A 17,875-nucleotide genomic window follows, 5' to 3' on the forward strand; every position below is an offset into this window, starting at 1 on the left:
ATTATTTTTTTACCTCATCCCGCAAAGCCTTTCGTAGAATTTTGCCTACGTTGGTCTTGGGCAATTCGGTACGGAATTCGATGTGCTTAGGGCATTTGTAGGCCGTCAAGTTTTCGCGACAATAGGCCATAATTTGCTCTTTTGTAAGGCTTTCATCTTTTTTTACCACAAAAATCTTCACCGCTTCGGTTGTTTTTTCGTCGGGTACACCAATACAAGCAACCTCCAAAACACCCTGACATTGCGCTACCACATCTTCTATTTCGTTGGGATACACGTTGAAACCTGACACAAGTACCATGTCTTTTTTCCGATCCACGATTTTGAAGAAGCCATCGGCATCCATCACTCCAACATCCCCCGTTTTGAACCATTGACGGCCATCGGAAGGGTCGGTAAACATCACTTTGGCCGTTTCGTCGGGGCGGTTGTAGTAACCTGGCATTACTTGTGGGCCTAATGCACAGATTTCGCCTGCTTCGCCTATGCCGGCCCAGGTGCTATCGTCGCGCATGATGCGCATTTCGGTACTTGGGAAGGGAATTCCTATCGTACCTACGCGGTTATCAGTTGTTTTTAGAGGGTTAGCACAAAGTACGGGCGATGTCTCAGACAAGCCGTAGCCTTCGGTTGGCAAATTGCCTGTGAGCTTATACCATCGTTCGGCCACCACTTTTTGTAGTGCCATTCCTCCCGCCGAGGTTATTTTGAGGCCGCTAAAATCAACTTCGCCAATTTTGGGGTGATTCATCAAGCCATTGTACAATGTATTCACGCCCGTAAAGGTGGTCACTTTGTACTTTTTCAGGTCTTTGATAAACGCCTCCATGTCGCGAGGATTAGTAATGAGCAAGTTCATCCCGCCGTTTTTAAGGGCAGAAAGGGCGTTGCACGTAAGCGCGTACACGTGGTACAGCGGCAAAGCTGCCACAATCACGTTGGTCTGTCCTTCGGGAATCGTATTGAGCATCGGGCTCAAATAGACGCAGTTGGCTTCTACGTTAGAAATGATGTTGCGGTGGGTTAGCATGGCTCCTTTCGACACCCCCGTTGTCCCACCCGTATATTGAATAAAGGCCAAGTCTGAATTTCTCAAATCAGGTTTTTGGTATTCGGCGGCGGCGCCTTTGCTCAACGCATCCGTAAACGACTTTGCGGTAGGAAGGTCATAGTCAGGAACCATCTTTTTGACATTCTTTACCACAAAGTTGACAAGTTGTTTTTTGCCAAAACCCAACAAATCGCCAATCTCGGTGACCAGCACGTGCTCGATATTGGTATGAGGAAGTACCTTTTCAAGGTTAGAAGCAAAGTTGGCCAAAATCACAATGGCTTTTGCTCCCGAATCTTTGAATTGGTGCTCCATTTCGCGGGGCGTATAAAGCGGATTGGTATTGACCACCGTGAGTCCTGCCCGCAATGCACCAAACATCGCAATGGGGTATTGCAGCACGTTGGGCATTTGAATCGCAAGGCGGTCGCCTTTTTGGAGGCCGATGCTTTGCAGATAGGCAGCAAAATTGCGAGATTGTTTGTCTAACTCAGCATACGTAATTTCTTTGCCCATGCAGGAATAAGCTTTACGCGAGGCATACTTTGTAAAGCCTTCATCAATCATTTCTAACAACGAAGAATAGATATCTGGATTAATTTCAAAGGGCATTCCCGCTGGGTAAAATTTTAGCCACGGAAAGGTATCTCTAGTTACAGCCATTCAGATTTTAGGTTGATGTTTAGAAAAAATTGTACACTACAAAGATATAAATGAAGTTAGAGGGAAGAAGTTTTACCCCAGACTTTTCATGACAAAAAATGATTTTAAGGTCTTTTCCTCTATATTCAGTACGACAGAACGAGCAAAAACGTCTACTACAAAAAAAACTTTACCCAGTTTAAAGTAATTTTCAAAGTTGTTCGTCTAACCAATTAACCACTTAAAATTAACATTGGCAACCGCACGACTACCTATTGTTCAGACCATCAAAAAGTACAGCAAGCAACTTTTTGGCTTCATTCGTCAGCGCGTAAGCAGCGACGAAGATGCTGAGGATATTTTGCAGGACGTTTGGTACCAACTGAGCAGTCAGCCCGAAGTAGAAGCCATTGAGCAAGTGGGAAGCTGGCTGTATCGCGTGGCTCGGAACCGCATTGTGGATACTTACCGTAAGCAGCGCCCCGAAACCCTCGAAGATTACGGCTACGAAGACGAAGACGGCGAAATTGTGTTCAAAGATTTATTGCTCGCCGACGACGGAACGCCCGAAAGTGACTATCTCCGCGAGTTGTTTTGGCAACAACTCATGGAAGCCCTCGACGAACTTCCCGAAAACCAGCGTCAGGTGTTTGTGTGGAACGAACTTGAAGACGAGACGTTTCAGGAAATAGCTGACCGCACGGGTGAGAACATCAAAACGCTGATTTCTCGCAAACGCTACGCTGTGCAGCATTTGCGCAAACGGTTGGCGGGTTTGTACCAAGATTTATTGATTGATTAACCATTTTTTTGACCAACGCAACCATGACTACTAAACACAATCGTCGGGCCTATTTTTTCTTATTTCCGCTTTTTGCGGTGGTGGCCGTTTTGGTACTTGGGGCTGCCGTCATGTGGCTTTGGAATGCTATTTTGCCTTCCTTACTCGGCACCGCTTTTATATCTTATTGGCAAGCAGTGGGATTATTGATTTTGTGCCGTTTGTTGTTTGGGAACTTTAGCCGTGGCAAGGGTGCACCTTGGGCACAGCACGCCCAAAAGAAAGCTGCTTTTCGGGAAAAATGGCTTCACATGAACGACGAAGAGCGCGCTCGCTTGCGCGAAGAATGGCGTAAACGCTGCGGTAAAAATTAATTCAAAAAAAATCAGAATTCGTTAAAGTAATTTTTGATTTCAATCGTCATCCTATTTGTACAGGGTTTGTACACATCACCATATAACCATTTAACAGCTATGTTTACTATTTTGAGAGTTATCGGAGCCGTACTTTTTGGCGCTTTATTTCTGTTCATGTTGCCTTTCTTATTACTGAAAGCGTTTTTCTTTTTCTTGTTTTTTGGCTTGGCATTTCGACTTATGATGGGTCGCCGCCGTCGCCAATGGAAACGCTATCAGGCGTATTACACACCTTATGAGGACGTAACAGCGCAATACCGTAAAGAAAACTTGAACGATTCGTTTCAACACCCTATCACGAAAATTTAATCAATTTTAATAGCCATGTATCATCATCACAGAAAATGTGGGCACGGACACTCTGGAATGGGGTTCGGCCCGTTTGGAAAACAGTTCGGTCGTGCCTTTGCAGGTAATCAATACCGAGTACCTGTCAATGTACTAAAAACCGAAAACAGCTACGAAATCTTCGTCATCGCTCCCGACCGCGCTAAGGAAGACTTTAAAATCAGTCTCAAAGGCAACGAGCTGACGATTGCGTATCAGGCAAAAGAAGACATCAAAGAAAACCAACAGTGGATTCGTAACGAGTTTACCAAGGCTTCGTTTGAGCGTACCTTTGTCATTGACGAAACCATCGAGTCGGAGGGCATCAAAGCTGAGTACAAAAACGGCGTATTGCAAGTGACATTGCCGATTGTTCCAGGCTCAGCTAAGCCCGCACAGGAGATTGCAGTAGCGTAAACGTGGAAAGGGTTGCTCACAACCCGCCCTAAGCGCATAATAAAAATAGTCGGCTGCCAAGGTAGCCGACTATTTTTATTATAAACCTGTCAACAGGCAATGTAAAAACCACAAACTTATTTCAACCCACCCACCATGTCTTCAGGGCGTACCCACTCATCAAATTGGTCAGAAGTCATGTGTGTGAAATCCAGACCTTTGAGTTCAAACTCAAGCGCGGCTTGTTTGAGGGTAATGCCACGCTTGTGGGCATCTTGCGCGATGGCCGCCGCGTTGTAGTAACCGATTTTAGGGTTCAATGCCGTTACCAACATCAACGAGTTGTTGACGTGCTTACGGATGTTGTCCGTCAATGGCTCGATACCTACTGCACACTTATCGTTGAAAGCTACGCATACATCGCCAATCAAACGCGCTGAGTGCAAGAAGTTGTAAATCATCACAGGCTTAAACACGTTCAACTCGAAGTGACCGTTTGAGCCACCGATGTTAATTGCTACGTCGTTGCCCAATACTTGGCAGGCTACCATGGTCATGGCTTCGCACTGTGTTGGGTTTACTTTTCCTGGCATGATAGAGCTTCCAGGTTCGTTGTCAGGAATGAAGATTTCGCCGATACCCGCGCGTGGTCCCGACGAAAGCATACGGATGTCGTTGGCAATTTTCATCAAGCTAACGGCTACCGTTTTAAGCGCGCCGTGGGCTTCCACAATGGCATCGTGGGCTGCCAAGGCTTCAAATTTGTTTTCGGCCGTGATGAATGGCAGACCCGTCAACGCCGCGATGTGACCCGCTACGTTTTCAGAATAACCTTTTGGCGTGTTGATTCCCGTTCCTACGGCCGTTCCACCCAACGCCAATTCTGACAAGTGCGCCAAGGTATTGTTGATGGCGCGCAAGCCGTGGTCAAGTTGAGAAACGTAGCCCGAAAACTCTTGCCCGAGGGTTAATGGCGTCGCATCCATGAAGTGCGTACGACCAATTTTTACGACGTCCTTAAACGCCTCCGATTTGGCTTTGAGCGTATCACGGAGTTTTTGGATGCCAGGAATAGTAACTTCGATCAAAATTTTGTAGGCCGCAATGTGCATCGCCGTCGGGAACGTATCGTTGGAAGACTGCGATTTATTGACGTCATCGTTGGGATTCAAGAATTTTTTCTCGTCCAACAACGAACCACCGTTGATTACGTGGGCGCGGTAAGCAATCACCTCGTTGCAGTTCATGTTTGACTGCGTGCCTGAACCCGTTTGCCAAACGACCAACGGAAACTGGTCATCGAGCTGACCTGCCAAAATTTCGTCGCACACTTGTGCAATCAAATTCTTTTTGTCTTCTGGAAGGATACCTGCCTCAAAGTTGGTGATAGCAGCCGCTTTTTTCAAGTAAGCAAACGCCCTAATGATTTCCTTCGGCATTTTGTTGATGTCTTGGGCAATCGGGAAGTTCATGATGGAGCGTTGTGTTTGTGCTCCCCAATACACGTGTGCAGGTACTTCTACCTTTCCCATCGTGTCTTTTTCTATACGGAATTCCATTGGATGAATGACGGGGCCGCCCGCGCGGTGAATTTGAATGAATGATTGAGTCGATGGATGAGCTAATTGGGACAATTGTTCAGCCATCTTGCAAAAGTAAACACAAATCGCTTACCCGCTTTTGATAGAAATCATAATCTCTCTAATTTTACCAAAAAAATAAAACCAATGACTGCATCTTCCACAATCCGCAAACAGCGTTTGAGGCTGGACATTGAGGTGACTCGTAAGCAGAAGAAAGCACTTCTGAGTGTGCTCAAAGCGCTTGATATTGAAGTGAAGCCACGAGAGCTTACCGAAGAAGAGGAAGATTTAGCGTTGGGCATTGCGGTAGAAGAAGGGAAGAAAGAGGGCAGATTGTCAGAAAGAGAACAAGAAGAGTTTTTGAAATGGATGCAGAATGAAATTTCAAACCAATAAATCATTTGAAAGAGACTTAAACAAGAGTCCTTCTGCTCTTATTTCTGAAGTGCTAGCAATTTACAATCAAGTTAGTAACGCTCAGAACCTCAAAGATATCCCAAATCTCAAAAAGCTATCGGGGTATAAAAATGTTTACCGAATTCGAGTTGGAGAATATCGGATTGGGCTTTACGTGGAGGAGGATACCATTGTCTTTGGACGAATTTTGCCCCGAAAGGAAATTTATCGATTTTTTCCTTAAAAGTTAGTAGTCAAGCAACGTAGATTAAGAGTAAAAGAAACAGAACCTTTGTATAAGTTTAAAATACAAACACATAACGTTAAAAGTCTCGTAGAGACACAACCTTTGTAGAACCTACAAGATTAACCAATAATTAATAACTGTGGCCACGCCACTCATCTCAATTTGTTAAAATGCTTCACAAAGTATTAAAAGTAAACCCCAACGATAACGTAATCGTAGCTTTGCGCGACCTACCAGCGGGCGAAGTTGTTGAGTTTGAAGGAGAATCTTATCTCTTACCCCACACCGTTTATGCCAAGCATAAGTTTGTAACCCACGATTTGGAAACGGGCGATGCCGTGACCATGTATGGCGTATTGGTAGGTCGTGCTTCGCAGTCTATCAAGCGCGGCGAACCCATTACTACCTATAACCTCAAGCATGACTCTGAGCCGTATAGCACAGCCAAACGTCAGCCGTATAGCTGGACCCCGCCCGACGTAAGTAAGTGGGTAGGACGCACATTCAAAGGCTACCGCCGCTCAGATGGAAAAGTAGGAACCTACAACTACTGGTTGGTGATTCCGTTGGTATTTTGCGAAAACCGTAACGTGATGACCCTCAAGACCGCTTTTGAGCGTGAATTGGGCTATGCGCAACCTGAACTTTACCGCGACCAAGTGCGCGAAATGCTGCATTTGTACCAAAATGGTCAGTTGGAAACGGTTCAAAAGTTAGCGCCTTTCACCGACTCTTCAGCGCCTCGCCCGTGGTCGAGTGACTTAAATCGTCCTTTCAAAAACGTTGATGGGATTAAGTTTTTGACCCACGAAGGTGGCTGCGGAGGTACGCGCCAAGACGCCCACACGCTTTGCTCGTTGTTTGCGGCTTATGCCGTTCACCCCAACGTGGCAGGTGTGACGGTGTTGAGTTTGGGTTGCCAAAACTCGGAAGAAAAAATCTTGATGGACGAAATCCACAAGCGTAGCCCTAAGTTTGACAAGCCGTTGTATATTTTTGAACAACAGCAAGGAACGGAGGCAGCGATGATGTCGGCGGCGATTAAGCAAACGTTTTTGGGATTGATCAAAGCCAATGAATGCGAGCGCGAAGACGTGCCTATTACTGAACTGGTAGTTGGCTTAAAATGTGGCGGTTCGGATGGTTTCTCGGGAATTTCGGCGAATCCCGTTTTGGGACAAGTATCGGATATTTTGGTGACATTGGGTGGAAAAACCTTGTTGGCCGAGTTTCCAGAATTGCACGGGGTGGAGCAAGAACTCCTCAACCGCTGCGTGACGGAAGAAAAAGCGGCCAAGTTTGAAAAACTCATGCGCGACTATTCGGGCAAAGCCGATGCCGTAGGTTCAGCTTTTGCGTTTAACCCTTCGCCTGGAAACATCAAGGATGGTTTGATTACGGACGCCATCAAATCGGCGGGAGCTGCGAAAAAAGGTGGCTCGGCACCGATTCAGGACGTGACCAACTACACCGAAATTTCCCACGAAAAAGGTTTGCAGTTGGTGTGTACTCCAGGCAACGACGTAGAAGCCACCACGGGAAAAACCGCCGCTGGAGCCACCGTGATTTTGTTTACGACGGGCTTAGGAACGCCCACAGGAAATCCCATTTGCCCCGTGATGAAGGTGTCAACCAACTCCAAACTAGCCGAAAAAATGGTGGATGTGATTGACTTTAATTGCGGAACGGTCGTGACAGGAGAGGAAACCATCGCCCAAAATGCCGATGCCTTACTCGAAGAAATCATCGCCGTAGCAAGTGGTAAACTCACTCACGCCCAGCGCCTCGGCCAAGACGATTTCATCCCGTGGAAACGCGGCGTATCGTTATAAACTGGTAAATTGTACGATAGATTCAAAAGGGTCAGTCGGAAATTTACCGACTGACCCTTTTTTTGCTTGTCTCGAACTCCGTTTCGGGACACTTCCGGTTTAGCGTTTTCTGACGCATTTAATCACAGCTAAAAACATGATACAAAAAACAGCCACACTTTATCGAAATGCGTACGGCGGGATGTCGCGCGAAATATGGTTGCTTGCTGCCGTGATGCTCATCAACCGCTCGGGGACGATGGTCATTCCCTTCATGAGCGTTTACCTGACTCAATCACTGCATTTTACGCTTTCCGACGCGGGGCTGGTCGTAAGCTGCGCGGGTGCGGGAGGTATTTTGGGTGTCTATTTGGGAGGGAAACTGACCGATAAACTCGGCCATTATTACGTGCAATTATTCAGTTTGGCGCTGGGGGGAATGACATTTTTTGTGTTGATGCACATGCGCACAATTCCTACCCTTTGCGTTACGGCCTTCTTTCTCAATTTGGTGGGAGAGGGGTTTCGTCCCGCCAATTCCACCTCCATTGCCTTTTACAGTACGCCCGAAAACCGAACGCGGGCGTACGCGCTCAACCGTTTGGCTATCAACGTCGGCTGGGCGATAGGGCCTGCTTTGGGCGGAATTTTTGCAACGATTGGCTATAAGTACCTCTTTATTGCGGATGGCATCACCAACGTATCAGCAGCCTTGTTTTTACTGTTGTTGGTAAAAAATAGAAACAAAGCTACCGAAGAGCAAAAACATACCGAGCGAGAAGTGCCCATTAATCAATCAGCTTTTCGCGACGGAGTTTTTATGCGGATGTTGGTTTTTACGGTGCTTTTTGCCATTTGTTTTATGACATTTTTCAGCATCGTTCCCGTTTTTTGGCGTTCTGAGTTGAAAATCAAGGAAGTGTATATTGGATTGTTGCTGGGAATGAACGGGGTACTGGTAGCTGCCATCGAAATGCTGTTGATTTACCGAATTGAACGACTCCGTTCCAAACTGACCTTTATTGGCTGGGGAGTGTTGTTGTGCGGTTTGGCCTACTTATTTTTCGTTCTTTTCCCTGGAATGGTGTGGATTCTGCCCGTGGCGGTTGTCACCATTACGTTTAGCGAAATGCTGGCGATGCCGTTTTTGAATTCCCTCACCATTGAGCGCTCAACTCCCCAAAATCGCGGACAATATTCGGCTTTGTATTCAATGTGCTACTCTGTGGCGCAGGTAACGGCTCCCATATTGGGTGGACAAATCGCTACTCGTTTTGGGTTTTATACACTTTGGGGCGTGTTGGTAGCGGTATCGGTAGCGAGTTATCTGGGATTTCGGTGGGTAGAGTCGTTGATGGAAGAACGAAGCCGTGTGCTTTCTTAAAAAATAAAACCTCCCGAAAGTTTTGAACATTGTTGTACGCTTTAAAGTTAGGTACGCTCAAACAGACATTTAGTTTGATTGGTTTTTTTGTTTTGAAAATACGGTCATATTTTTGATTCTATCATCAGTAAGACAGTTATCGGCAATATTTTTGATAATTTGAGTGGAGTTCGAGATTTGCCACTTCAAGGTATCTGGCTTGAATTTAAGTTGGACAAATTGGTGAGCAAATTCTTTTCCTACCCTAATCGTTTGTCCGAAATGCGTAATTTGTCCTACTGATGATACTTTTCGAGTGTAGATTTTTTTTGCAATAAATTCATGAACTCTCTTTGAATCAAAGTCTTTACTTGAAAATACGCGTTGTTTAGTAATTAACTCAGGGAAAGCCATCGCCCTGGTTTTTCCCTCCAGCCGAGTTACTGGATACAGCTGTCGTTGAATATGAATTTGGGCATCTAGCTTGGCTTGTAATTCTTGTAAACAACGGCAAGCTTGCACTTCTGCCCAGCGTTGAGTGGTATCTTGCATTTTCTCAACGCGATTATTCATCTGTGGACAATAAGGTTTATTCCAAGTCAAATCAATATCGTGAGCGATAAGCCACAGCGCTAAAGGCGGAGTAGGTGCCCCAGCAGGACTTCCGAATGGCTCGCCATTATCTACTCTAAAACAACCTGCTTTTCCCCATTTGTTGAAAACCTCAATAAGTTTTTGCCGTATTTGGTCAATGGGCACTTGATTGATTCGGGCATAGGGGGAAAACGGGTGCTTCCAGACAAGCTCCACTTTTTTCATCCACAATGGTCAAATAACAAGCTGATTGACCATTTTCTAAGCTTAATCGTTCTTTGGCATCTACCTGCCAGATGTTATGAACCTGTGTTGATTGCCCAATTTTGGGTTCTAATTTTTAGGAACGTGGTTTGCTCATATGAGCTGACAAAAACCAACGTTGAATCGTGCGTACATGAACCACCTGAGAGCAACCATAGCGATTGACCAGGTGCATATGAATCAAGGGGCTTCCCCAATTTGGATGTAAACGTTTTAGCCAAAGAGCTCCTCGATAAATCACATCGGATCTACTGGGCGGCTTTTTGCCACAGTTCTCATATGCTGTTCGTAAATTTGATTGGGGAGTTTTTTGGTGTTTATGCCATAAGTTTCGCAGGGTAGCATAGGGAACACCTAAGTGTTCACTAATATATTTTAGTGTTTTACCTGAGGCTTTTAACTCCAGTAATGACTGCCGTATCGCTGTATTGGTCGCTTGTCCCATCGGTTGTTGCTTGTATGAGCGTATATCAAAAAACAAAAGTACTTAACTTCTTGCCGCTATAAATACTTAACTTTAAGACGTACAGCAACTTTCTGGATGTTACAACCGCTATTAATTTTGCAACCTAATCACGTGGATAGGCTTCTCTTCCATCATGGCTTTGGGCAAAAATGCCCATAAAAGCACATAAATAAAGACGACAGGTACGCCTGCAGCAAAGAAAAACGCAAGCACAAACAAAATACGAACAATCGAACGGTCGATGTCGAAATAATGCGCTAAACCTGCGGCTACACCACCGATGGCGGCTTGATTTTTTATGCGGTACAATCTGTTAGTTTCCATGGCTGTTAAATAGTTTTTGTGTTATTGTTGAATCAAAGGTACTATGTAATACCCAATAGTTGCAACTACACTCACACCAATGGAAAAAAAGCGGGACAAAGGGAGATTTTTAGGGACGAATTTTAACCGTTGATGTGTAAAAGCCCCACCGTTTGGGCATAAATATCTTGGAGCGAAATGGCTGATGGTAGCATCATTAACTGAATAGAATCGTCCAAACGGCGCGTTTCGTGCACCAATGCCCATACGTTAGGTGATTCTAATTTTTGCCATACTTCTACTTTAACTCGCTCTGAATCAATGAGGACGTATTCCTTAAAAGAGGGGATGCTGCGGTAGTATTCAAATTTTTCGCTTCTGTCGTATTGCGCTGTACTTTTAGACAAAACCTCAATGATGGTCGTGGGATTGAGCATGGTGTCAAACTGGTCATCGAGCAGCTCAAGCTTTCCACAAACAATCGTTAAATCGGGGTAGGTGTAAAATTCTTCGGTAGGGATCCATAGCCGAAAGTCTTGAGAAAAATGCTGGCAACGAGAGTTCTTGAGGCGAACTCCTATCTCTACGCTTAAATTTGCGCTCACACGATTATGATTGCGTGACGCCCCCGCCATCAACGTGATTGTACCTCGATGGTACTCACTTTTGAATTCAGCAGCGCGTTCCCATTGCAAATAATCATCGGGCGAGAGTATTTTTTCAACGGCAGACATAACTTTTAAGGCATTGTTTACAACAAAAATACGATAATTCCCCTATCACCGCACTATATTTGCAGCAAGACAAGTCAAAGTGGTGCTAGTCACCCGATTATTCACTCACCGAGGCGGTTCGCCGCTCCAGTTTAACGATACGCTATAGTTAGAATGAAAGTCCTCAAGTTTGGCGGCACTTCGTGCGGCACAGTCGAAAGTATCCAGCAAGTCATCCAGATTTTACAAGATAATATTGCAAAAGGCGAACGCATTGCCGTGGTGTACTCGGCAATGGGGGGCGTCACGAATAAACTGATTGAAATCGGGCGCATGGCGTCCACGGGAAATACCGATTATTATGATGCACTCAAAGCCCTCGAAGAACGCCACTTTACGGCCGTACGCGGGTTGATTGATATTAAAAGCCAGAGTAGTTCTATTGCAAAAGTGCGCGGATTGGTCAATGAATTGGAAGATTTGTTGAAAGGGATTTCGCTGATTCGTGAGCTATCGACGCGCACGCTCGACTTGTTGATGTCGTTTGGCGAACGCCTATCGACGACCATCATTACCGAAGCCCTCAAGGCACGCGGTGTAAACGCGGAGTTTTGTGATGCGCGCACGCTCATTCGTACCAATAATCACTTTAGCTACGCCGAAGTAGATTTTGAGGTAACCAATGCCCAAATCAAAGCGCATTTTGCCAAAACTGACGCCTTGTTGTGCATCACGGGCTTTATTGGCTCTACCGAAGACGGAATCACGACGACCCTCGGCCGCGGAGGTTCTGATTATACAGGCTCGATTTTTGGGGCGGCATTGGACGCCGAAGTGATTGAAATTTGGACGGACGTGGACGGAATGATGACCGCCGACCCGCGCAAGGTGTCAAACGCCTTCACGATTCCAACCATTACGTACGCCGAAGCGATGGAGTTAAGCCACTTTGGGGCAAAAGTGATTTATCCGCCGAGCTTACAACCTGCCTTTGCCAAGAACATTCCGATTAAAGTTCTCAATACGTTTAACACGGCTTCGGAAGGAACTACCGTGCACAACACGGCCCTAGAAACGCCCTACGCCATTACGGGGATTAGTTCGATTGACGACATCGCGTTGGTCAACGTCCAAGGAAGTGGGATGATTGGGGTGGCTGGGGTGTCGGCTCGCTTGTTTTCGGCCATGTCGCGCAATAAAATCAGCGTGATTTTGATTTCGCAGGCGTCGTCGGAGCACTCAATCTGCTTTGCGATTGACCCAAAAAATGCTGAACGAGCCAAAGATGTTCTCGACCAAGAGTTTGCGGTTGAAATTAACGCAGGCGACATCGACCGCGACGGTATTCAGATCCAACGCAACGTTTCCATCATCGCGATTGTGGGTGAAGGAATGCGCCGTAGTACGGGGGTATCGGGTAAATTGTTTACCGCCCTTGGTAAAAACGGCATCAACGTGATTGCAACTGCCCAAGGCTCTTCGGAGTTGAATATTTCGGTGGTAATTCAGAAAAACGACCTTTCGAAGGCACTTAACGCCATTCACGGAGTATTTTTCCAGTCGGAAGTACGAACGCTCAATTTGTTTGTCGTAGGTACGGGCTTAATTGGAAGTACATTTTTGAAACAACTTGCGGCGCAATCGGATTATTTGGCCAAAGAAAAGTTGTTGAAAGTCAATGTGGTAGGGTTGGCGCGTAGTAAAAAAATGTGGCTTAATCCCGAAGGAATAAGCTTGCAAAATTGGCAAGAAGAACTGGACGAAAACGGTAAAACGACCAGCCTTTCGGCCTTTGTTCAACGCATTCGGGAGTTCAACTTACCCAACAGCGTTTTCATAGATTGTACGTCTGACAAAGACATTATTCAATATTATTTCCCGTTGCTCGATGCGAGCGTGTCGGTAGTAACGCCCAACAAAGTGGCTAATTCGAGCAGCTACGCGGAGTACCGTCGTTTGCAACAAACGGCCGTTCGGAAGGGTGTTAAGTTTTTGTACGAAACCAACGTAGGTGCTGGTTTGCCCATCATCAACACGATTCAAGGGTTGATGTCGAGTGGGGATAAGTTTGTCAAAATTGAGGCGATTTTATCAGGAACGTTGTCGTTTATCTTCAACAGTTTTGTGGAAGGTACTCGTTTTGTGGACATCGTTGGTGAGGCCAAAGAAAAAGGTTACACCGAACCCGACCCACGCGACGATTTGAGTGGCTTGGACGTAGCGCGCAAAATCTTGATTTTGGCACGGGAAACGGGCATTGCACTCGAAATGAGCGATATTCAAATTGCCCCAATTTTGCCCGAAAACTGTTTACAAGCGCCCACCGTCGATGCGTTTTTTAAGGAAGTAGAAGGTTCGGATGCGTATTTCGCGAATTTGCTCAACGAGGCCGTCGCCAAAGGTGAAAAGCTTCGCTACATTGCCACCCTCGAAAATGGCAAAGCCACGCTTCAACTTCGCACGGTGGATGCTGACCATCCGTTTTATTCGCTTTCAGGTGCCGACAACATCGTCTCGTTTACAACTGAGCGTTATAACACCCGCCCGCTCGTGGTGAAAGGCCCAGGTGCAGGGGCAGAAGTAACGGCCTCTGGTGTGTTTGCCGACGTAATGAGTATCAGTAGTTATTTGGCGTAACCGTACCGCTTTCTTACTTCGGTTTTGAGAAACCTCAGGCACAGAGCGTGTTGCTGGTTTCTCAAAACCAGCCTGTTGGTATCGAGGTTTATGCGGCATTGGGTTTTGAGAAACCCTTACTTCGGTTTTGAGAAACCTCAGGCACAGTGCGTGTTGCTGGTTTCTCAAAACCAGCCTGTTGGTATCGAGGTTTATGCAGCGTTGGGTTTTGAGAAACCCTTACTTCGGTTTTGAGAAACCTCAGGCACAGTGCGTGTTGCTGGTTTCTCAAAACCAGCCTGTTGGTAGTGAGGTTTGTGCGGCATTGGGTTTTGAGAAACCCTTACTTCGGTTTTGAGAAACCTCAGGCACGGCCATGTGGAAACCTCAGGTATTTATAAACCCTTTCGCAGATAAATAGCTTTTAAATGGGCATTCTTCCACTTCTTATCGGCAAAGTCAAATACTTTTTTGTCCATCGTTAATTCAAAAGAGTCGGAGTTAATCCGTTCTAAATGAGTAACGGTGCCTATCTTTTCTTTGTTTGTGAGTAACTTATCAATCAGCTTGATACTTCGGCCGTTTTGTATTTCGTACGTAAATCCTTCAAAAACAGGTTGGTAAAAGTGAAGGAAATAGGCACGATTCGCCAATGAAGTTGAGTCAATGGATTGGTGTGGGAAGTTAAAATTAATGCTGGGGTAGGCAGTTTGATTACTCGTGTGTGGTCTTATTTCAGCGTTATACAAAGAACCTGTTGGGGTAAACATGGGAAGTGATGTAGATTGGTTAGGTGCGTAATAACGTGCAGTTAATTCCTTCAAAAAATCAGCCGAACGCACTCCATCGTTGTTTAAATCTACAGGTGTGTCAGAGGAAATAGACGTAAGTGTGTACCATCCTCCTAGGGTATTGATAGGTGGGTGGGAATCGCTAAGGCAACTTTGTAGGACGAGGGATACGAGCAAAATAAGGATAAGGTTTTTCATAAGATGTTGATTTTTTGAGATTATAGCTTTGCTCGGTCGAGTGCTTCTGTTAGTTCTTGGGGTTTTTGAGTCCCAATTAGGAGCTTTTTAGGAGTTAAAAATTCAAGTTGGAGCCCATAATCGCCATCTACGTTGTAGGCTGTTCCTTTTCCAAATAGGCTAATTCGAACTCCCCAACCTCCAAAATCCCCAATGGGAGAGTATTGTTTTACGTAGCATTTACGTATTGAACCCCAAGGGTAATGTTTAAATGAAAGATGAAATGGGAAAAAGCGTACGTAAATTCCGCTTGGTTTAATGATGGTTTCGAGTTCTAAATAATAGAAAAAAGCAAGAAAAAACGCCATAATAAAGAGGCCAATTACGTACCCTTCGTTGCTCAATGGATTGTCTCCGAGTGGAGTACCGCCTATTATTTGCATCAAAAAGGTACCAACAAAGATAAAACCAACCCCCAAAAGAATCACCCAAAGCCACCATTGGGTAAATTTTTGTTTTTCGTGAAAAAGGATTTTGTCTTGCATGGTTTTGTTTTTAAAGGTGTCTAGCCGTGCAGCTGGTTTCTCAAAACCAGCCTATTGGTAGCGAAGTTTGTGCGGCATTGGGTTTTGAGAAACCCTTACTTCGGTTTTGAGAAACCTCAGGCACGGCCCGTGTGCGCGTGCAGCTGGTTTCTCAAAATTAGCTTGTTACAGCCTCTCTTTTCATTCTTTTCAGGATTTTTTTTGTGGTATAAGCTGCCCATGGAAAAGTCCTCGAAAAACGACGGCTTGTAGAATACTTGCGACGAGGGGTAAGATTGTTAAAAATAAGCGCTACTACCAACAGAATAAACACACCCGAAGCGACGGGCGATAAAACAAACCAATAACCCAAGTGCTTGATTTTTTCTGAACCAATGACCGCAATCAATGCTGTGGCGCCACCAGGTGGGTGCAAGGTCTTGGTGACTTGCATACACAGGATGGATAAAGAAACTGCCAAAGGGGCTGTCAGCCAGATGATATTGGGGAATACTTGAAAGATTGTTACACCTAAAATAGCCGAGATAATATGTCCACCAACTAAGTTGCGAGGCTGCGCCAATGGACTTTGAATAGCTCCAAAAATCAAAACGGAGGAGGCGCCAAACGACCCGATTAAAAACAAATTATCGGCGTCGGAAAGGGTTGTTTGCAAGAGTGCAATGAGTCCAATTCCTAAAAAAGCACCAGTAAACGACCAAAAATTTTCGACCGAATCAACCAGCGTTTCTTTATATACAATGTACTTGGCTATTCTGTAGCCTCTTCTAATTTTTGACTTTACCATCTTTGGAATACAACTTATGAGTGGTGCTACGACGTGCGGAATTCGTAGCAAATCTGATATGACTGCAAATATCAAAAAGTTGTACCAAATTTCAGTAGGCTATTTTTTTACGGCACGAATACACATAAAAGCGGGGAACTCATTGAGCTCCTTGAAATGCTTGGGGTCGAGGGCTTCAAACTCGGGGGTGGGTTTGGGTTCTACGAGTTTATCAATGTAAAAACCATTGTCGGTTAACGGGGCGATGCACTCGTTTAGAGGTCGTCGAAAACTGTTGATTTCCACAGATTGCCCAAACCCTTTCCAAACACATTTGACGTGCTCAACGTCAAAATAGTTGGTCGATTTGAAATAATTGTACTCAAAAAACGGGTGCTCTATCGATACCACAAGGAGCCCTTGAGGCGTTAAGACACGGCAAAATTCTTGTATCGTAAGCGTCCAATCAGGCAGATAATGCAAAGCTAAGGCACAAAGAACAATATCGAACGAGCCATTGGAGAGTTGCTCGAAGGGCGTGGCCAGGTCATGAACGTAGAAGCTGTCTTGGTGCTGGGGATTGCGTTGTTTGGCCAAAGAAATCATCGTAGGACTGAGGTCAAATCCCGTCACTTCAGCACCTTGTGCCAGCAGCAGCTCGGCGTATTTTCCTGGACCACAGGCTGCATCTAAAACCTTCTTACCTGTCACATCGGGCAGTAAACTAAGTGTATTAGGACGGTCGTAGTGCGCGTTATGGGGCTTGTATTCAATTAGTTCGCTGTATTTGACAGCCATTTGTTCGTAGGCCTGTAAAATGAGGTCTTTCATGGGCTGTTATAGAAATGAAATACGAAAGATAAAGCTATATTCCACCAGTGATGTCAATAAAAGCCCCCGTAGTGAAGGACGCTTCGTCAGAAAGAAGCCACAAAATCGCATTGGCAATTTCTTCGGATGTCCCTCCCCGTTTCAAAGGAATAATCGCTTTGAGACGATCAACTCGGTGAGGTTCGCCGCCACTGGCGTGAATGTCGGTGTATATAAAACCAGGTCGAACAGCGTTTACCCGAATTCCTTCACCTGCCAACTCTTTGGCGAGTCCTACGGTAAAAGAGTCAATAGCACCTTTGGAGGCGGCATAGTCCACGTATTCGTTGGGAGAGCCCGTACGAGCAGCAACAGAGGATACATTGACAATTGCTCCACCTGTTCCGCCGTGTTTGGTGGACATCCGCTTGATGGCTTCTCGTGCGCAAATAAAACTTCCTACGACGTTGTGGTTAAAAATTCGCAGAAGGCGGTCGGATGTGATGCCTTCCACCCTCGACTGGGTTTCTAAAATTCCTGCATTATTGACTAAAGCCGTGAGTCGGCCCAAGTCCTTATCAAGTTGCTCAAATAGCCCGACGACTTCGTTTTCTTTGGAAATATCAGCCTGTAATGCGATGGCTTTGCCTCCGTTTTCTTGGATGGTATCTACTACTCGAAAAGCTGCGTCTGTATTTTTATAGTAATTGATACAAACGCGATAGCCCCGTTGAGCTGCTAAAAGAGCCGTAGCCGCCCCAATTCCACGGCTTCCACCTGTAATCAATGCTATTTTATCCACTTTTGAATATTTTTA

19 protein-coding genes are annotated in these 17,875 nt (G+C 45.5%); 9 read left to right on the forward strand and 10 right to left on the reverse strand.

Annotated elements, in window-relative coordinates:
* Nucleotide 1: 1 nt before the first annotated feature.
* Nucleotides 2–1,714: an AMP-binding protein gene (locus DTQ70_RS29250; protein ID WP_122934088.1), complete on the reverse strand. Its 1,713-nt coding sequence runs from the start codon at nt 1,712–1,714 to the stop codon at nt 2–4.
* Nucleotides 1,715–1,946: 232 nt separating this feature from the next.
* On the opposite strand from DTQ70_RS29250, the gene DTQ70_RS29255 reads away from it, so the two are divergent.
* From DTQ70_RS29255 to DTQ70_RS29270, 4 genes are all read left to right on the forward strand, one after another.
* Nucleotides 1,947–2,495 carry an RNA polymerase sigma factor gene (locus DTQ70_RS29255; protein ID WP_122934089.1) on the forward strand — a complete coding sequence of 183 codons (549 nt, stop codon included), beginning with the start codon at nt 1,947–1,949 and terminating at the stop codon, nt 2,493–2,495.
* Between the two features lie 23 nt (nt 2,496–2,518).
* Entirely contained in the window at nt 2,519–2,848 is a 330-nt protein-coding gene (locus DTQ70_RS29260; protein WP_122934090.1) for a hypothetical protein, read from the forward strand.
* A 99-nt stretch (nt 2,849–2,947) separates the two neighbouring features.
* On the forward strand, nt 2,948–3,199 hold the full coding sequence (locus tag DTQ70_RS29265) for a hypothetical protein (RefSeq protein WP_164490264.1): 252 nt from the start codon (nt 2,948–2,950) through the stop codon (nt 3,197–3,199).
* A 15-nt stretch (nt 3,200–3,214) separates the two neighbouring features.
* The gene (locus tag DTQ70_RS29270) at nt 3,215–3,634 is read left to right on the forward strand and encodes an Hsp20/alpha crystallin family protein (RefSeq protein ID WP_122934092.1); all 420 of its coding nucleotides are present in this window, start codon (nt 3,215–3,217) and stop codon (nt 3,632–3,634) included.
* Between the two features lie 116 nt (nt 3,635–3,750).
* Here the strand turns inward: DTQ70_RS29270 and fumC are convergent, their stop codons facing one another.
* Nucleotides 3,751–5,172, reverse strand: a complete 1,422-nt coding sequence (gene fumC / locus DTQ70_RS29275) for a class II fumarate hydratase (protein WP_122934614.1) — start codon at nt 5,170–5,172, stop codon at nt 3,751–3,753.
* Nucleotides 5,173–5,340: 168 nt separating this feature from the next.
* On the opposite strand from fumC, the gene DTQ70_RS29280 reads away from it, so the two are divergent.
* The 4 genes from DTQ70_RS29280 to DTQ70_RS29295 all read left to right on the forward strand — a co-directional run bounded on the left by DTQ70_RS29280 (nt 5,341) and on the right by DTQ70_RS29295 (nt 9,034).
* Nucleotides 5,341–5,592, forward strand: coding sequence for a hypothetical protein (locus DTQ70_RS29280; protein ID WP_122934093.1), 252 nt, complete (start codon nt 5,341–5,343; stop codon nt 5,590–5,592).
* Complete coding sequence (locus DTQ70_RS31370; RefSeq protein WP_122934094.1) at nt 5,573–5,836, forward strand: type II toxin-antitoxin system RelE/ParE family toxin; 264 nt, start codon at nt 5,573–5,575, stop codon at nt 5,834–5,836. The genes DTQ70_RS29280 and DTQ70_RS31370 overlap by 20 nt, the downstream gene beginning before the upstream one ends.
* Nucleotides 5,837–6,009: 173 nt before the next feature.
* A complete protein-coding gene (locus DTQ70_RS29290; protein ID WP_122934095.1) occupies nt 6,010–7,671 on the forward strand; it encodes a UxaA family hydrolase in 1,662 nt (553 codons plus the stop codon).
* 136 nt (nt 7,672–7,807) lie between these two features.
* Nucleotides 7,808–9,034 (forward strand): MFS transporter, encoded by a 1,227-nt coding sequence (locus DTQ70_RS29295; RefSeq protein WP_122934096.1) that lies wholly within the window; start codon nt 7,808–7,810, stop codon nt 9,032–9,034.
* A gap of 69 nt (nt 9,035–9,103) precedes the next feature.
* On the opposite strand, the gene DTQ70_RS29300 is transcribed toward DTQ70_RS29295, so the two are convergent.
* The 3 genes from DTQ70_RS29300 to DTQ70_RS29310 all read right to left on the reverse strand — a co-directional run bounded on the left by DTQ70_RS29300 (nt 9,104) and on the right by DTQ70_RS29310 (nt 11,374).
* Nucleotides 9,104–9,832: a hypothetical protein gene (locus tag DTQ70_RS29300; protein WP_122929371.1), complete on the reverse strand. Its 729-nt coding sequence runs from the start codon at nt 9,830–9,832 to the stop codon at nt 9,104–9,106.
* A 595-nt stretch (nt 9,833–10,427) separates the two neighbouring features.
* Nucleotides 10,428–10,661, reverse strand: coding sequence for a PspC domain-containing protein (locus DTQ70_RS29305; RefSeq protein WP_122934097.1), 234 nt, complete (start codon nt 10,659–10,661; stop codon nt 10,428–10,430).
* A gap of 122 nt (nt 10,662–10,783) precedes the next feature.
* On the reverse strand, nt 10,784–11,374 hold the full coding sequence (locus DTQ70_RS29310; RefSeq protein ID WP_122934098.1) for a Uma2 family endonuclease: 591 nt from the start codon (nt 11,372–11,374) through the stop codon (nt 10,784–10,786).
* Between the two features lie 153 nt (nt 11,375–11,527).
* Between DTQ70_RS29310 and thrA the strand changes: the two genes are divergently transcribed.
* Entirely contained in the window at nt 11,528–13,990 is a 2,463-nt protein-coding gene (gene thrA, locus DTQ70_RS29315; RefSeq protein ID WP_122934099.1) for a bifunctional aspartate kinase/homoserine dehydrogenase I, read from the forward strand.
* A gap of 374 nt (nt 13,991–14,364) precedes the next feature.
* On the opposite strand, the gene DTQ70_RS30955 is transcribed toward thrA, so the two are convergent.
* The 5 genes from DTQ70_RS30955 to DTQ70_RS29340 form a co-directional block, all read right to left on the reverse strand.
* Nucleotides 14,365–14,958, reverse strand: a complete 594-nt coding sequence (locus DTQ70_RS30955; RefSeq protein ID WP_164490265.1) for a hypothetical protein — start codon at nt 14,956–14,958, stop codon at nt 14,365–14,367.
* 20 nt (nt 14,959–14,978) lie between these two features.
* Nucleotides 14,979–15,482 (reverse strand): DUF6141 family protein, encoded by a 504-nt coding sequence (locus tag DTQ70_RS29325; protein WP_122934101.1) that lies wholly within the window; start codon nt 15,480–15,482, stop codon nt 14,979–14,981.
* A 157-nt stretch (nt 15,483–15,639) separates the two neighbouring features.
* On the reverse strand, nt 15,640–16,269 hold the full coding sequence (locus DTQ70_RS29330) for an HPP family protein (protein WP_122934102.1): 630 nt from the start codon (nt 16,267–16,269) through the stop codon (nt 15,640–15,642).
* A gap of 99 nt (nt 16,270–16,368) precedes the next feature.
* On the reverse strand, nt 16,369–17,079 hold the full coding sequence (locus DTQ70_RS29335; RefSeq protein WP_122934103.1) for a class I SAM-dependent methyltransferase: 711 nt from the start codon (nt 17,077–17,079) through the stop codon (nt 16,369–16,371).
* A gap of 34 nt (nt 17,080–17,113) precedes the next feature.
* Nucleotides 17,114–17,860: an SDR family oxidoreductase gene (locus tag DTQ70_RS29340; protein WP_122934104.1), complete on the reverse strand. Its 747-nt coding sequence runs from the start codon at nt 17,858–17,860 to the stop codon at nt 17,114–17,116.
* Nucleotides 17,861–17,875 lie beyond the last annotated feature (15 nt).

It is taken from the genome of Runella sp. SP2 (assembly GCF_003711225.1).
Lineage (GTDB): Bacteria > Bacteroidota > Bacteroidia > Cytophagales > Spirosomataceae > Runella.

What these genes read in the sequence shown, in the direction of transcription:
- DTQ70_RS29280 (WP_122934093.1), top strand. Translation starts at nt 5,341, where the DNA reads ATGACTGCATCTTCCACAATCCGCAAACAGCGTTTGAGGCTGGACATT.
- DTQ70_RS29295 (WP_122934096.1), top strand. Translation starts at nt 7,808, where the DNA reads ATGATACAAAAAACAGCCACACTTTATCGAAATGCGTACGGCGGGATG.
- DTQ70_RS31370 (WP_122934094.1), top strand. Translation starts at nt 5,573, where the DNA reads ATGAAATTTCAAACCAATAAATCATTTGAAAGAGACTTAAACAAGAGT.
- DTQ70_RS29310 (WP_122934098.1), bottom strand. Translation starts at nt 11,374, where the DNA reads ATGTCTGCCGTTGAAAAAATACTCTCGCCCGATGATTATTTGCAATGG.
- DTQ70_RS29260 (WP_122934090.1), top strand. Translation starts at nt 2,519, where the DNA reads ATGACTACTAAACACAATCGTCGGGCCTATTTTTTCTTATTTCCGCTT.
- DTQ70_RS30955 (WP_164490265.1), bottom strand. Translation starts at nt 14,958, where the DNA reads ATGAAAAACCTTATCCTTATTTTGCTCGTATCCCTCGTCCTACAAAGT.
- DTQ70_RS29250 (WP_122934088.1), bottom strand. Translation starts at nt 1,714, where the DNA reads ATGGCTGTAACTAGAGATACCTTTCCGTGGCTAAAATTTTACCCAGCG.
- DTQ70_RS29270 (WP_122934092.1), top strand. Translation starts at nt 3,215, where the DNA reads ATGTATCATCATCACAGAAAATGTGGGCACGGACACTCTGGAATGGGG.
- DTQ70_RS29290 (WP_122934095.1), top strand. Translation starts at nt 6,010, where the DNA reads ATGCTTCACAAAGTATTAAAAGTAAACCCCAACGATAACGTAATCGTA.
- DTQ70_RS29330 (WP_122934102.1), bottom strand. Translation starts at nt 16,269, where the DNA reads ATGGTAAAGTCAAAAATTAGAAGAGGCTACAGAATAGCCAAGTACATT.
- DTQ70_RS29265 (WP_164490264.1), top strand. Translation starts at nt 2,948, where the DNA reads ATGTTTACTATTTTGAGAGTTATCGGAGCCGTACTTTTTGGCGCTTTA.
- DTQ70_RS29305 (WP_122934097.1), bottom strand. Translation starts at nt 10,661, where the DNA reads ATGGAAACTAACAGATTGTACCGCATAAAAAATCAAGCCGCCATCGGT.
- DTQ70_RS29300 (WP_122929371.1), bottom strand. Translation starts at nt 9,832, where the DNA reads ATGAAAAAAGTGGAGCTTGTCTGGAAGCACCCGTTTTCCCCCTATGCC.
- fumC (WP_122934614.1), bottom strand. Translation starts at nt 5,172, where the DNA reads ATGGAATTCCGTATAGAAAAAGACACGATGGGAAAGGTAGAAGTACCT.
- DTQ70_RS29325 (WP_122934101.1), bottom strand. Translation starts at nt 15,482, where the DNA reads ATGCAAGACAAAATCCTTTTTCACGAAAAACAAAAATTTACCCAATGG.
- thrA (WP_122934099.1), top strand. Translation starts at nt 11,528, where the DNA reads ATGAAAGTCCTCAAGTTTGGCGGCACTTCGTGCGGCACAGTCGAAAGT.
- DTQ70_RS29335 (WP_122934103.1), bottom strand. Translation starts at nt 17,079, where the DNA reads ATGAAAGACCTCATTTTACAGGCCTACGAACAAATGGCTGTCAAATAC.